This is a genomic window from uncultured Winogradskyella sp. (assembly GCF_947495255.1).
GTDB lineage: Bacteria > Bacteroidota > Bacteroidia > Flavobacteriales > Flavobacteriaceae > Winogradskyella.
Genome location: NZ_CANLYI010000007.1, coordinates 158,323 through 173,678 on the forward strand (window position 1 = coordinate 158,323; position 15,356 = coordinate 173,678).

Consider the following 15,356-nt stretch of genomic DNA (forward strand, 5'->3'; position numbering starts at 1 on the left):
ACTTTAAATCCTAACCCTTTTTTACAATCTTACTAATTTTTTCTTCAGCTATTTTGAGGATTTCCGTACGCTCTTTTTCATTTTTGAGCATTAATACAATTTGTTCGGACATCCATAGCTTAATTAATTCGTTTTCGTCTTCTTTTAATGTTTTGGCAAAAGCAACTACTTGTTCGCGTCTTGCCATCCGATTTCCTCGTTCTATTTTACTTAAATAGGCAACATCCATATTTAGGTTTGCAGCCATTTCCCTTAATAGCAAATTGCGTTTTTCACGCAATGAACGTATGTACTCTCCAAACTCCATAATAGAATTATTTAGACTTGTCAAATTTTGTCTAATTTAACAAAAGGAAACCAAAGGAAAGTAAAAAGATATAAACAGTTATTAACAGGTAATGAGGATATTAAGGATTTGAGGAAGTCAATTTAATCATATCCTTAAATCCTTAAAATCCTTAACTATGTCTTTGCAGGATTTGAATAGTTGTTGTGTGCTTCTCTGTATATTAAACCTGCATCAACAAATTTGGTAATATAGCCTTCTGCGGTTTTGTGTGGGATGCTTTGTTTTGTGGCTAAATCTAAATACTCTTGTCTGCTAAATTGCTTTGGCAAACTTTCTAAAAAGCGTTCTTTTCTATTTAAGCGTTTTGTTGCTTTTTGCTCTATTGGTAAATCATTAAATACTTTACTACTGTGTTTTACTAAAATTGAAATTATGGTTAGTGCATTTTCAAAATCTATATCCTCACATTCTTTAGTTGCGTTTACATCACCATCCTCCATAATTCGGAATGCTGTGAATAGCATCATTATCCTAAACGCAATTAAGCCTAATCGCCTTATTGTTGCGATGTACTCTTCGGGTTGTAGGTTGATGTATTTGGTCTGTAAGGATTCAAAGAACGTATTGAATTGCTGTTGTTGGGTTGTGGTTAATCGTATTTCAATCTCTGGGTTGTTTTTTAGCGTTTTGTACAATTCTAAAAACTCACTACCTAATTGGTTATAGTAATCATCTAAACCTAACTTATTACTATTTTGAAATACATTTTTCCAAGTTGGTTTTATATTCATATAGTAAAACATAAAGCGACTAAATAGCCCATTTTCTGCATTGGGTATTAAGGTTGCCACTTGTTTAGGTGTACCTGATAATACTGTTGACAAGCACGGTTTCTCAATATCTACATATTCTCTATCTGTTCTACGATAATAGCTTATGGTTTCGTGATGAAATGCTTTACGAAATCCATCGGAATAATTGCCATAATCACTTTTAAAGGCTTGTGCTAATGTATCGCCTTCGGTTTCAAAAATTAAACCTCTGCCTTTATTATCAGAAATTAATTGATATACGCCTGTTACACTATTGTTAGCAGGAATGAACAGCATTCGCTCTGGCGGTTTACTCGGTTTTTCCAAGTTTTCATCTTTGCCTTTATTCATATTATAAGTAGCAGTTTCTGTTTGAAATTGCTGCTTTAATACTTTGGCTTGTTCTCGTTTTAATTTATGAACAGGCTCTACCAAATTTTTAATTTGGTTAAGTCTTCCTTTACCTGCAGATGCAGGTGCGGTTACAAATAAATATAAGTTGCTGAATACTCTACGTTGGTCATAGATACCAAAGAGTTTAGGAAAACACGCACTAAATGCTGTTAATGCACCTAACAATAAAATGTCCTTTTCTTCTTGTCCATTAGCAGGATTTACAACTTGTTGTAAAAACTGTGGCAAATTCTCATATACCGTTTCTGGTATTGTAGGCATTGATTGGTTGGCTGTATCGACAACAGTTGCAACGTTTGTTGCAACTTCGTTGTTATACTGTTGTTTAGTCGGTTTGATACCTGACTGATGTGCATAGTGATAAAAGGTAGCAATTGTAATTCCGTGTCCTTTTGCGTTTGAGCATTTATCGAATTGTGCATCACACTCTTTAGCATCGTAACCTGCATAATTTTTACTCATACGGTGGAAATAATCTCTACCTATTTCTCCATATTCTTCGGCTAAAGCAAAGCCTAAATCTCGCCAAGTGGCATAACTTCCTGTTATGTCTGTACCTGATTGCTCGATTGCTGAAATGTAGGATTCAATGTCGTTATCAGCAACTGCAACAACATTAGTTGTTGCGGTGTTGCTTTTTGGTTGAGGTTGCTCTTTAGGAACTTCCAACCAATCTTTTGGGTTAAATATTTTAGTCATAATGCTTGATGTCTTTTATGTAGAAAGGCTGTTGGGTCGTATGGTAAAAAACACGCTCTGGAAACGTCTTTACCTGACTGGTCAACCTCAATGTTATAATTGTGTTTAATGTAATTTGCAACTGCTGTGAAATATTCTGAATGTGTTACTTCTGAAATATCTATTCTAATAATCCATTTTAAACCATCACCAGATGGTGATATGAATAGCATTTCGGTTTCAAAATATTCATCATTTAAGAGCTGTGTTCTTAACTCTTGTAGATTCTCTAAATGGTCAAAATCAATGGTTAATAAATTAGAATGCTTTATCAAGTTGTTATCGCTTCGTTTTTCAAATGTTCCTGAAAGTGTTACGTAATCAAAGCGATTCGCTTTGAATTTACGTGCTTCTTTTACATTGGTAATTGCTCTTAATTCTTCAGTAATGCTTTTGTATTTATCACTTGTGATTAATGCAAACACTTGATGCAATCGCAAGGTTTCCGAGGGAAACACATTGCGAACAGGCGCTTTAAAAAAGCTACAGTTGGCATACCAGGTATCGTCTGGTTCATTCAACCATTCCAATTCGTCTTTTTCCTTGACTTCTAAATTTAGATGTAACTCTTGATTTATCTTCCGGTACAAATCTTCTTCATCGGTTATTCTAAAATGGTATTGTGCAAAATCAAATACATCACCTTTAAAGGCTTCTAATTCTGTATCTCGATGTGTTGCTATTACACCATCAATATGAATCCGTAAGGTTTCTTTACCACCATTAAATGGATTGCGAGTTATCCCACAGTCCCTTCCTTTTACAGAAAGGACTGTTTGATTAGGATAATACTGTCTCAACACATAGGCATAGATTTTTAAACCATAATGTGTTTTGTCTAAAATTGCTTCTCTACTTATTTCCATCTCGCTTGAAATTATGGTTGTAGTAGTTGTCTTGAAGCAACTGCTCAATGTCAGCAACTCTATAGTAAAATTTACCTTTTACTTTGCTGTAAGGCAAAGTGCCATTGGTTCTTAAAGTTTGTAGTGTTCGCTTACTTATATGTAAGGTCTGTAATACATCTTGATTGTCTATCCACGTATCTTTTAATACTTCTGCTCTCGATTGTCGTAACAATTCGATACGTGCTTTAATGTCCTTTATTTCTTGCGAGAGCGTTAAGAGTAAATCGATTATTTCAGTCATAACTTCACCGCTCCTTTCTTAATTAGGTAATCGGCAGCTTGCTGTTCGATTTCGTCTCTTGAGTCCATACGGTTACGCAGTAACCAATGGTCTAACTCTTCTCGTTGGAAATAAATCTTTTTACCATTCGGTTTATAATGTGGAATGGTTCCCGTACTTGTAAGTTTATACAAGTGAGATTGTGATAATTCTAAATACTTGCAAGTTTCATTAAAGTTTAATACTTGCTTTTGCATTGTTTGTTGCTCTAATAAGAGTTTTTCAATGCGGTCTAACTTTTCGATGATATTTGTGTCCATCGTTTATTTTGTTTTAAATAAATGAGGACATCTGGCCAAATGTCATTCTTGGTTTTCAAGAACAGGACAAAGGTTGAAAATTGGCTTCCCGATTTTAGTAAGAGTGTAAAACAAGGGTAAGACAACAGTAAGATTTCTTACTATTCTTACTGTTTTTTATTGCAGTTGTTGGATGATTTTATCTATTTCTTCCTTTTCTTTAGGATTATGAACTTTGTTTTTGTGAAGATTATTCGCCTTTAGTGGTGTATCTGTTTTAGTAACAAATTTTTCAGAACGTTCTATTGATGTAGGATTAAAACCATTAAAAAATGGCTTTAGTTTCGTTACAAGGTAACTAAATTGTGTGGTCTCGCATTGAAGATAAATTTGCGATTCTGTATTGGTAAAATCTTTTGCTAATAAGAGTTCGTGCAACTGTTCAACAGTTGTACGGTTATCTAACAAATCTATTTTTAGATTTATTTGTTTGAGCACAGTTAGCAAAGTTGAAGTGTCGTTGCTTTTATATCCAAAAGAGGTCTTTGGTTTTGCTTTAGATATTGATGTTTTTTTGGTAGCAACTTTTTTAGTAGTGCTCTTTTCTATTAGGCTAATATCAAAAGTTTCATCATTAAAGTATTTTTCTCCAATTTCAGCAATTGAGAATTTTGTGTTTACGGAAAACTGACCGTATTGCTCTTGTAGTTCAGCATACAACCTTATTACAGATACTTTTAAGTAGTTTATGATATAATTGTCATCATTGTTGAAATCTGCTGTTATTCCTCTTTTATTGATATAAGTTGAAATGTCATTTAAGTACTTATCAAATTTATTAAGTAGAATGGTATAGGTGTATTTATTTTCTGGTGTAGTTGCATTTTTAGGAAATTCCTTCGCAAATGATGCTACTGTATTTTCTGTTTCATTAAATATTAGCTTTTGATAGTATTCTTTTTTCGCATTTAAAGGCTTTTTAAAGTTTACTTTAAAAACTGCATTATTGGCTTTTGGATTCAATTTAAAATCAGACAGTAGGTATTTAAAATCCTTTTCCTGTCTATTATCTCTATGTAAGCCATTGGTTATAGAAACCAAACTTGAAAATATACTTCCTTTCATTATAAATCCAGTTGAATACGGTTAGCAGCTTCTTTCTTTTTATCGTCAATTACTTTGGCATATATCTGTGTAGTGCGTAACTCTTTATGACCTAATAATTTTGATACAGTATATATGTCTGTACCCAAAGTTAATTGTAAGGTAGCGTAGGTATGACGCGCACAATGAAACGTAATAGTTTTAGTAATACCTGCCTTCATCATCCATTGTTGTAATTTTAAATTAGACCAGGCACTATAATGTAAGCCATCAAATACTTTATCGTCTGGATTACCTTTTTCTCCTAATAGATTTCTTGCTTGGTCTGATATTGGTAAGGTTTCAACTCCTTTAGTTTTCTTTTGCCTAAATCGGATATAATATCCCATTTCTTTTGAGTGCTGGATTTCTGACCATATTAGTTTTTCAATATCTGACCAACGTAATCCGGTTAAAGCTGAAAAAATAAAAGCATTCTTTAAAATAGGCAGTTCACATTCTGTATTAACTGCCTTTTGTAATTCATCAAGCGTTAAAAATTCTCGTTGAGGTTCACCTTGTTTAAAATACTCTACACCATTTGCAGGATTTACTTTTAATATGCCATCCTTGACCGCTTGTTTTAATGCAGCTGAAAATTTACCGTAATACGAATATTTAGAATTTTGAGACAGTTGCTTACCTGCTCTACCTATTGCATCTTTATCTAAATACTCTTTGAAACGTTCAACAAACGATTTGTCTATATCTTGAAAACTAACATCTGTTGGACAAAACTTTTTTAAATGTTTTAGCATACTATTCCAATTCCCATAATTGCCAGAGCTTGTATTCTTCTTTTCTGCTAAAGCTGTGATGTAAGTAATAAAACTGCCTTTTAGCTTTTCAATATCTTGAAAGCCATAAATACCGTTTTGAATTTCAATCTGTCTTTGAGCACAAATAGTTTCAGCCAATTGCTTGGTTTTCTTGTTGACCTCTCTTTCCGTTTTGGTTTTAGGATTTGGTGTAAGGTATAAACGCAAGTATTCAGTTTTACGTTTGCCTTTATGATAGTAATCTAAATACAGGCTAATCTTATTATTCTTTTTGCGTTGTCTTAATGTTACTTTCATAATGGAATTAATTAAAGAGGTTTTCTATTTGCCATCTGGCCACAATACGCTTTCTACCAAAAGGAACTGCTTTTAAACGTCCTTGTTGTATCATTCTTTGAATGGTCCATCTACTCACGCCAATAAGTTGTGAGGCTTCTGTAACACTTAAAAAATCTTTGTTATTTACAGCATTAGAATTGTGAACCTCAACAATTTCTTTTTGTTGTTGTATATCTTCAGTAAGAGTAGCTTGAATTTTTTCTTTGCGCTTGCGTGCTTTATAGGCTCTTTTTGCACAAGTATCACCACAGTATTTAGTAACTGTTGTACGTGCTGTAAAAGCATTACCGCAATGCTTACAAGTTTTAGGAATGAATAAATTACTGCTCATAAATGGTGCTTTATGTAGCGTAATGGTGCAACGTGGTGCGTTATGGTGCATCATTTCGCCAGTATCTTCGCCAACAGATTTGGGCAACAAATCCGTATTTTAGGCAACAGATACACAACAAATTTAATCAAAAAAGAGTAAATAAGCAACAAATAAAAGAAGATAAATTACTATAAAGTCAATAATAACAAGGGATTAACAAATAAAAGAAAGTAAGTTACTTCCCGATACAAAAGTTAGCAAATATATTACCTAACAAATCATCATTGGTAATTTCACCTGTTATTTCTCCAAAATGATACAAGGCTTGTCTAATATCTATTGCTAACAAATCTCCTGAAAGCTCTGTTTCTAAACCATGTTGCACTTTCTGTATTTCTTCAAAAGCTTTTAATAACGCATCATAATGACGAGAATTAGTCACTATAGTTTCGTTATTTCTCAATGCCCCTGTATTTATTAAATTAAGAAGTGAATTGGTTAATTGCTCTACACCAAAACCCGTTTTTGCCGATAATAATTTAATCTCAGGAATTTCAGTTTGCATTTTAGCCAATTCAGTATCCTCTAATTTATCTATTTTATTAGCTATAACTAGTAACGGTTTTTGGGGATATTTATTCTTTATTTTTTCAATTTCAACTTTAAAGTCTTCACTATGAATTTTAAATTGTAAAGCATCAAATAGAAAAATCACCACTTGTGCTTGCTCTATTTTTTCAAAGGTCTTTTTAATGCCTATGCTTTCTACAATATCTTCAGTTTCCCTAATTCCAGCTGTATCAATAAATCTAAAACCAATACCTCCTATTGAAATTTCGTCTTCAATGGTATCTCTTGTCGTTCCTGCAATTTCAGATACAATTGCACGATCTTCATTTAATAAAGCATTAAGCAATGTAGATTTCCCAACATTTGGTTCTCCTACAATAGCTACAGGAATTCCGTTTTTTATCACATTACCAACAGCAAAAGAATCAATTAAACGTTTTAAGACAAAAGTGATACGCTCTACAAGAGCTTTAAACTGAGATCTATCTGCAAACTCTACGTCTTCTTCTGCGAAGTCTAATTCGAGCTCAATTAACGAAGCAAAATTTAAAAGTTCTTCACGAAGCTTAGCTATCTCAGAAGAGAATCCACCACGCATTTGTTGCATCGCTATTTGGTGTGATGCTTCATTATCACTAGAAATTAAATCGGCCACAGCTTCTGCCTGACTTAAATCTAATTTCCCATTTAAAAATGCACGTAACGTAAATTCACCAGCAGTTGCCATTCTGCAACCGTTTCTTAAAAAGAGTTGAATGATTTCTTGTTGTATATAAGATGACCCATGGCAAGATATTTCCACAACATTTTCGCCTGTATAAGAATTTGGATCTTTAAAAATAGATAACAAAACCTCATCTACAGTTCGTTTAGCATCAACAATATGACCTAAATGAATGGTATGCGTAGCTTGCTTGTTTAAGTCCTTGTTTGAAACAGACTTAAAACATTTTGAAGCAATAGTGATAGCCTCTTTACCTGACAAGCGTATAACAGCAATAGCACCACTGCCAGATGGTGTTGCTAAAGCTACAATAGTATCGTTATGCATTTTACAATTCTTTGTTGCAAAAGTATTGTAAAATATATGATTGCCAAGTGGTAAATGCTTCCTATTTTAAGATTTTACGAGCTTATTAAAACAGGAAGCATTGAAAAACAAAAATTAAACTTTTACTAATTCCGGAATAGCAACACCTTCCAATTCTATTTTGTAAAACTGAAATTCAGCTTGAATATTTTTATACTCTTCCGAAGTCAACGACACAAATAAATCTTGATAATAAGAAATCCCATTAAACAGATTACTTTTAAAGGCATTCCACTTTTTAACTTGCTTTGCTGTTAGGTCTTCTGACATTGAATTGATTTCATTTTTTAAATAATTCACATACATTTTTAGCTCTTTTACAAACATATTAGGACGATTAGGATAAGACAACACCGAAGCATTTCCGTTAATGTGTTTCATCATTTCAAAAAGTGAAACTTCCTTATCAAAATAAGCTAAATTTGGTCCAGGACAAATAACAACACCTTGCTCCTGACCTTTGATGTCGATATCATTTTCTAAATAAGAGGCATTTGCCAAACCAACACAAAGACAAGCTTTTTCGGTTATTTTAGCTTTTGCATTGTTATAAATCGTTGTTGCCAAAGATTCTTTTTTGGCTTCTAACTCTTGCAATTTTACATCTTGATACTTCTTTGATGCTGTACAAATGCCTTCTGCACCAAATTCTTTACTTAACGCTAATAACTTTTTAGGACAAGAGCTACCTGCTTTATCATTATTTATTCGCTGTTGTTTATGAAACTCATTAGTGGTTCCCTTTATGGTATTAAATGGAACGCCTAAAGGCGAAATTCCGCTGAGATATAAATCCTTTTCTTTTGCATTGGCTAACAAATCTCTGGTTTCTTTATCGACTGAAGTTGCTTCTGGCACCAATAAAAACGGTGTTCCCCAACCTACTGAATCTACTTTGTAATTATCTAATAAAAAAGCTTGTTCATTTGAAGTCCCAACACCACCTTGAACCGTAATTTTTAATTCTAAAGGTTCAACAGGAATTGCAATTTCTTTAAGATTTAAACCTTTTACAAAAACAGCGTGTGTATCTTCTATTAATTCGTTTTTCTTAGTTTTAAATTCTTCTAAAATTGGACCTAACAAAAAGCCTTCCGTAGCAAAGGCGTGTCCACCACAATTTAAACCAGATTCTATTCTATATTCTGAAACCCAAAGTCCTTTTTTAGCTAAAAACTTCCCTTGAATAATTGCAGAACGATAATCACTTACTTTTAAAATAATTTTCTTTTTTAACTGACCGTTTTCATCGGGAAAGAAGTCTTTAAATTTTTCAAAATAACTATATAATCTAGGATTCATACCTGCAGAAAGTACCACAGAAGAACTCAAATTACTATTCGCAAAACCTCTTAGCGACGCATGTGCATCGTTAAACTCCGTTGGTAGTTGTTCTGATTTTTCAAAATTATCTTTATCCACTTTAGTCATAATATTAACATCAATATCACCAGCTTTTAAATGTGTTTCTAAATAATTTTTTACGTTGTCTTTAAACGCAACTCCTTCATGCAGTAAATGAGAAAGCCCTTCTTTAAAATCTGAAGTTTTAGGTAACGTAGCCATAAAATTTTCTAAAGCGACCTTACTTTCTGATAATTCAGTTTTAAATTTTGAAAATTTCTCTTTTACAACATCATCTACTAAATTGAGATATGATGTAATACGTTCTGCACGATAATCATGCGCTTTCTTTGTTATTTCTTTATATGGTTTGTTGAATTTTTCGCTATAAAAAGCATTCATTTTTTCAACTAACTCATCATCTATAATAGAGATTACAGAAGACATACCATACTGAGCAACTCTTATTGGACTGTCTATAGTGTATGCTAATCCCATTACAGGAATATGAAAATTATGTAGTGTTTTAGATGTAGCCATCTTTTGTTTTTTTTTTAGGATTAAATAAGCCACAAAGATGACTTCGGAAAATCCATAAAAAGATGACAAATGTCATAATCTATTCGCTTATAATAGATTATCTGATGAAGTTAAAGTTATTTCAACTTTCCTGTTTTGTGTAATACAAAAAGAATAATAATTGGTATTGCTAACAAACCTATATACCCTAAATTGGTTTGAAACAAACTTGGATACAAGATTAAAGTTATCACATAACCACCAATAGCTCCACCAAAATGCGCATCGTGACCGATATTACCTATGCTTTTTTTCATACCATAAATAGAATACATCAAATAACCGATACCGAAAACATAACCAGGAATTGGAATTGGAATAAAATACATATACAAACTCATACCTGGTTCTAATAATATAGCAGCATACAAAATACCTGTTACTGCGCCACTTGCTCCAATAGCGCTATACCAATACTCATCTTTATGGAAATATAAAGACAACAGATTACCAAATATTAAACTCCCAAAATAAATAATTAAAAAGTGTACTGAACCTAGTTTCTCTACAACAAAATCTGCAAAGAAATAAAGTGTAAACATATTAAAAAACAAATGAGACATATCTGCATGTAAAAACCCAGAACTCAACATTCTTATTTGTTCGCCTCGTTTTATACTACCAACGTTAAACTTAAATTTTTCAAAAAAGCCACGATCATCAAAACCTTTAAGCGACATAATGACGTTAGCTGCAATTATAACTATGGTAACTATACTAATACCTAAATTGTTCATAAACTCTATTCTTATTAATCAAATATATATATTTGTGTTTAATTGCAATCATACTTTAATGCAACTTATTGCTTACATCTTAGTTTATCCTATTCTTTGGTTAATTTCAATGTTACCGTTTAGGTTACTTTACGCGTTTTCTGACGTGATTTACCTTTTTATATATCGTATTTTCGGCTATAGAAAATCTACAGTAAAAGAGAATTTACGATTGGTTTTTCCTGAAAAATCAGACAAAGAAATCTCTAAAATCACAAGCCAGTTTTATCATCATTTTTGTGATATGATGGTTGAGGCCATAAAATCTTTGACCATTACAGAAGCGCAAATGAATAAACGCTTTAAGTTTACTAACGTTGATTTAATAAATGACTTAGAACAGAAGCAACGCAGTATTATTTTAATGTGTGCGCATTACGGAAGTTGGGAATGGATTTTTGTTTTACAAAAACATGTAAAACATAAAGGTTATGCTGTTTATAAGCGCTTAGCTAACAAACATTTTGATAAATTGGTTAAACGAATAAGAGCTAAATACAATTCGCACCTCATTACAACTAAAGAAACCTTTGGAGTTCTATTAAATAGTAAGAACAAAGGTGAACTAACGATTAACGGTTTTGTCTCAGACCAATCACCTAAAGCTCACAAAGCATTTCATTGGAATGAATTTATGGGCATAAAAGTACCCATGTATACAGGTGCAGAAATGTTAGCAAAAAGGTTGGATATGGCTGTTGTGTTCTTTAGCGTAAAACGTATTAAACGTGGTTATTACGAAACAACCTTTACAACCATTACAGAACACCCAAAAGACTACAAAGATTACGAGATTACGGATTTATTTTTTAAACTTGTTGAAGAACAAATTAAGGAAGCACCTCAATATTATCTATGGACGCACAAACGTTGGAAACATAGAGATAAGGTTCCTGCTGAATTCCTTAAAAAAAAGAAATCTTAAAAATATTAATTTAAAGGATTTTACTTCTACACTAACGTTCTACATCTCAAACCAAGCCTCAACATCTGGTCCTGAAGCTTTTTTCCCTACCAATGACTTATGTATAAATTCATTGTTACTTTTTGAATACTCATAGTCTTTAGCACAAGTTTTATGATTTTTTGCTAAGTCAATTATACTATCACAAACAAATTCAATTTCTGCATTTGTGGTTGTTGGGTGAATAGACATACGTATCCAACCTGGTTTACGTACTAAATCTCCTATTGAAATTTCGTGAGTTAACTCGTGCGACATTTTCTGATCTACATGTAATAAAAAATGACCATATGTACCTGCGCAACTACAACCACCTCTGGTCTGAATTCCAAATTTATCATTCAATAATTTTACGGCTAAATTAAAATGCAAATCATCAATATAAAATGAAATAACACCTAATCTATCTTGATGTTGACCAGCAAGAATATTTACATTAGAAACCACTCCTAATTTATCAAATATAATTGCCACCAATTCATGCTCGCGTTTAAGCATGTTTTGCACTCCCATTTTTTCTTTTAAACGAATAGAAAGTGCTGTTTTTATAGTTTGAAGAAATCCTGGTGTGCCACCGTCTTCTCTATCTTCAATATTATCAATGTATTTATGTTCTCCCCAAGGATTCGTCCAACTTACAGTTCCGCCTCCTGGACAATCTGGCACCATGTTTTTATACAATTTCTTATTAAAGACCAATACACCAGAAGTACCTGGTCCGCCTAAAAATTTATGAGGTGAAAAGAAAATAGCATCGAGTTGCGCATCCTTATCTGCTGGATGCATATCCATTTCTACATAAGGTGCAGAACACGCAAAATCTACAAAGCAAACGCCTCCATGTTTGTGCATTAATTTAGCAACATCATGATGTGGAGTTTGAATACCTGTAACATTAGAACCACCGACTATTGAAGCTATTTTAATGGTACAATCTTTATATAGAACTAGTAATTTTTCTAAATTTTCAAGACAAAATAAGCCATCTTCATTTGGTGGTACCACTTCAACTTTAGCCATAGTTTCTAACCATGTTGTTTGGTTAGAATGGTGTTCCATGTGCGAAACAAAAACAACAGGTCTCATCTCATCCGGAACCTTAGTAAACTCTTTTAAATTCTCAGGAATTTTTAAACCTAAAATCCGTTGAAATTTATTGACAACGCCAGTCATTCCATTACCAGAAACGATAAGGATATCGTCTTCATTGGCGTTAACATGGTCTTTTATAATATGTCTGGCTTTATGATAAGCCTTAGTCATTGCAGTCCCAGAAACCGTAGTTTCTGTATGTGTATTAGCAACAAAGGGACCAAAATCATTACAGATTTTTTCCTCTATTGGTCTGTATAAGCGTCCTGAAGCGGTCCAATCTGTATAGATGATTTTTTGCCTACCATAAGGCGACACAAAAGTTTGGTCATACCCAATAATATGATGTCTGAATTGATTAAAATAAGATTCTAATTCGGAAGTTTCAATTGTAATGTTATCAGACATCATGGGCATAATTAATAAGTATATTATTTTATAAAAATACTAAATATTAGCAATAGCTTTTATTTCAGAAATAAAACGATCTGCTAAAGTATCTGCAGCGTCTTGCGAAGGCGCTTCTGTATAAATTCTAATAATTGGCTCTGTATTACTCTTACGTAAATGTACCCAACTATCTGCAAAATCTATTTTTACACCATCTATTGTTGTTAATTTTTCGTGACTATAATTAGCTTCTATAGTAGATAAAATACCATCAACGTCTAATCCTGGTGTCAATTGAATTTTCTTCTTACTCATAAAGTAATTTGGGTAAGAGGCTCTCAATTCACTAACTTTTATTTGCTTTTCTGCTAATAGACTTAGAAATAAAGCAACACCAACTAAAGCATCACGTCCATAATGAGACTCCGGATAAATAATTCCTCCATTACCTTCACCACCTATCACAACATTGTTTTTCTTCATTAAAGTTACAACGTTTACTTCACCTACTGCACTTGCTTCGTAAGTTCCGCCATGTTTTTCTGTTACATCGCGTAAAGCCCTTGTAGAACTCATGTTACTTACAGTATTTCCTGGTGTTTTACTTAATACGTAATCTGCACAAGCAACTAAAGTGTATTCTTCTCCAAACATTTCACCTTTTTCGTCCATAAAAGCCAAACGATCGACGTCTGGATCTACTACGATTCCAAAATCAGCATGCTCTTTTACAACTTCTTTTGCTAAATCACCTAAATGTTCTTTAAGTGGTTCTGGATTATGAGGAAAATGACCTGTTGGGTCGCAGTATAATTTTACAGGTTCTACACCTAAACGTTCTAATAATAAAGGAATCGCGATTCCTCCTGTAGAATTTACACCATCAACGACTACTTTAAATTTAGCATCTTTTATAGCCTTTACATTAACTAATTCTAAGTCTAAAACCTCATCGATATGAATATCAATGTAAGCATCATTAACTGTGATTTTTCCTAAGTCATCTACCTCAGCAAAAAACATATCATTAGAATCTGCAATCTCTAATATCTTTTGACCTTCAGCTCCGTTTAAAAATTCACCTTTAGCGTTTAATAATTTTAAAGCATTCCACTGTTTTGGATTATGACTCGCTGTTAAAATAATACCACCATCTGCATGTTCTAATGGCACAGCGATTTCAACGGTTGGTGTTGTAGATAAACCCAAATCAATAACATGGATTCCTAAACCAACTAAAGTATTCATTACTAAGTTCTGAATCATTTCTCCAGAAATACGTGCATCACGTCCAACGACAACTATATAGTTATCTTTTTGACGTTGAGTTTTTAACCATGTACCGTAAGCTGCTGCAAATTTAACAGCATCTATAGGTGTTAAGTTTTCGTCTACTGCTCCTCCAATAGTTCCGCGTATTCCTGAAATTGATTTTATTAAAGTCATGTGTTTTTCTATTTTTAGCAAATATAATATCTTAATCTTACTTAGGACTTTAACTCAACTTGACTTTTGCCTTTTAACCGAAAAAAACGAGATTTCAGTCAAAATCATATCAATTTTAGATACTCATAATTAATTATTAAACTATAAAGGTTAATTATAGCAGTCTAAAAATTAAAGTAATGTTTAAAAACCAAGTTGAGTTCAATCTGAATTTGTAATTTCGAAACATGAATTTTCTTGCACACATATATTTATCTGGAGACAACGAACTTATTACTATTGGCAACTTAGTTGGTGATGGTGTTAGAGGTAATAAATACAAATTATATCCTACCGAAATTCAGATTGGCATTCAACTACATCGCCATATAGATACATTTACAGATGCGCATCCTATTTTTAGGCAATGTACTAAGCGCTTACATAAAGGTTATGGACATTATAGTGGTGTTATTGTAGATATATTTTTCGACCATTTTTTAGCCAAGAACTGGGCAACCTATTCCGATGTTCCTTTAGCTGAATATATTGATGATTTTTATAAAAGTCTAAGCAAGAATATTGAAATACTTCCACCTCGTTTCAAAAGAATTACACCAGCAATGATTGAAGGGAATTGGTTATTAAGCTACGCTACAATTGAAGGTATTCAAACGGTTTTAAATGGAATGAACCACAGAACCGAAGGACGTTCTAAAATGGACGAAGCTACAAAAGAACTTAGAGAATATTATGATGCCTTTGAAACTGATTTTACATCGTTTTTTGAAGAATTAATGACATTTAGCGTTAAAAAGCGTGTAGAAATTGAGGCCGAATTTAATTTCTAAACATTTCCATTCAATAACAAA

At 32.7% G+C, this 15,356-nt stretch carries 15 protein-coding genes; 2 read left to right on the forward strand and 13 right to left on the reverse strand.

The window, feature by feature from the left end:
• Positions 1-10 precede the first annotated feature (10 nt).
• From Q0807_RS12725 to Q0807_RS12775, 11 genes are all read right to left on the reverse strand, one after another.
• Positions 11-331, reverse strand: coding sequence for a helix-turn-helix domain-containing protein (locus Q0807_RS12725; protein ID WP_191099760.1), 321 nt, complete (start codon positions 329-331; stop codon positions 11-13).
• Between the two features lie 131 nt (positions 332-462).
• Positions 463-2,214 carry a DUF3987 domain-containing protein gene (locus Q0807_RS12730; RefSeq protein ID WP_092580648.1) on the reverse strand — a complete coding sequence of 584 codons (1,752 nt, stop codon included), beginning with the start codon at positions 2,212-2,214 and terminating at the stop codon, positions 463-465.
• Positions 2,211-3,119, reverse strand: coding sequence for a BT4734/BF3469 family protein (locus tag Q0807_RS12735; RefSeq protein ID WP_092580650.1), 909 nt, complete (start codon positions 3,117-3,119; stop codon positions 2,211-2,213). The genes Q0807_RS12730 and Q0807_RS12735 overlap by 4 nt, the downstream gene beginning before the upstream one ends.
• Positions 3,106-3,402 (reverse strand): helix-turn-helix domain-containing protein, encoded by a 297-nt coding sequence (locus Q0807_RS12740; RefSeq protein WP_092447182.1) that lies wholly within the window; start codon positions 3,400-3,402, stop codon positions 3,106-3,108. Before Q0807_RS12740 ends, Q0807_RS12735 begins: the two co-directional genes overlap by 14 nt.
• Entirely contained in the window at positions 3,399-3,701 is a 303-nt protein-coding gene (locus Q0807_RS12745) for a helix-turn-helix domain-containing protein (RefSeq protein WP_027879783.1), read from the reverse strand. Before Q0807_RS12745 ends, Q0807_RS12740 begins: the two co-directional genes overlap by 4 nt.
• A 156-nt stretch (positions 3,702-3,857) precedes the next feature.
• Positions 3,858-4,805: a DUF6617 family protein gene (locus Q0807_RS12750; protein ID WP_191099758.1), complete on the reverse strand. Its 948-nt coding sequence runs from the start codon at positions 4,803-4,805 to the stop codon at positions 3,858-3,860.
• Positions 4,805-5,899, reverse strand: coding sequence for a site-specific integrase (locus tag Q0807_RS12755; RefSeq protein WP_105045964.1), 1,095 nt, complete (start codon positions 5,897-5,899; stop codon positions 4,805-4,807). The genes Q0807_RS12750 and Q0807_RS12755 overlap by 1 nt, the downstream gene beginning before the upstream one ends.
• 7 nt (positions 5,900-5,906) lie before the next feature.
• Positions 5,907-6,359: a helix-turn-helix domain-containing protein gene (locus Q0807_RS12760; protein ID WP_224740648.1), complete on the reverse strand. Its 453-nt coding sequence runs from the start codon at positions 6,357-6,359 to the stop codon at positions 5,907-5,909.
• Between the two features lie 130 nt (positions 6,360-6,489).
• On the reverse strand, positions 6,490-7,875 hold the full coding sequence (gene mnmE, locus Q0807_RS12765) for a tRNA uridine-5-carboxymethylaminomethyl(34) synthesis GTPase MnmE (RefSeq protein WP_299110408.1): 1,386 nt from the start codon (positions 7,873-7,875) through the stop codon (positions 6,490-6,492).
• Between the two features lie 114 nt (positions 7,876-7,989).
• Positions 7,990-9,798, reverse strand: a complete 1,809-nt coding sequence (locus Q0807_RS12770; protein ID WP_299110410.1) for a hypothetical protein — start codon at positions 9,796-9,798, stop codon at positions 7,990-7,992.
• A 116-nt stretch (positions 9,799-9,914) separates the two neighbouring features.
• Positions 9,915-10,574 carry a rhomboid family intramembrane serine protease gene (locus Q0807_RS12775; RefSeq protein WP_299110411.1) on the reverse strand — a complete coding sequence of 220 codons (660 nt, stop codon included), beginning with the start codon at positions 10,572-10,574 and terminating at the stop codon, positions 9,915-9,917.
• A 58-nt stretch (positions 10,575-10,632) separates the two neighbouring features.
• On the opposite strand from Q0807_RS12775, the gene Q0807_RS12780 reads away from it, so the two are divergent.
• Complete coding sequence (locus tag Q0807_RS12780; RefSeq protein WP_299110412.1) at positions 10,633-11,538, forward strand: lysophospholipid acyltransferase family protein; 906 nt, start codon at positions 10,633-10,635, stop codon at positions 11,536-11,538.
• A 39-nt stretch (positions 11,539-11,577) separates the two neighbouring features.
• Here the strand turns inward: Q0807_RS12780 and Q0807_RS12785 are convergent, their stop codons facing one another.
• A complete protein-coding gene (locus Q0807_RS12785) occupies positions 11,578-13,080 on the reverse strand; it encodes an aminotransferase class V-fold PLP-dependent enzyme (protein WP_299110632.1) in 1,503 nt (500 codons plus the stop codon).
• Between the two features lie 36 nt (positions 13,081-13,116).
• The gene (gene glmM, locus Q0807_RS12790; RefSeq protein WP_299110413.1) at positions 13,117-14,505 is read right to left on the reverse strand and encodes a phosphoglucosamine mutase; all 1,389 of its coding nucleotides are present in this window, start codon (positions 14,503-14,505) and stop codon (positions 13,117-13,119) included.
• A gap of 227 nt (positions 14,506-14,732) precedes the next feature.
• Here glmM and Q0807_RS12795 point away from each other — a divergent pair, with 227 nt between their 5' ends.
• Positions 14,733-15,335, forward strand: coding sequence for an ACP phosphodiesterase (locus Q0807_RS12795; RefSeq protein WP_299110414.1), 603 nt, complete (start codon positions 14,733-14,735; stop codon positions 15,333-15,335).
• The last annotated feature ends 21 nt before the right edge of the window (positions 15,336-15,356 follow it).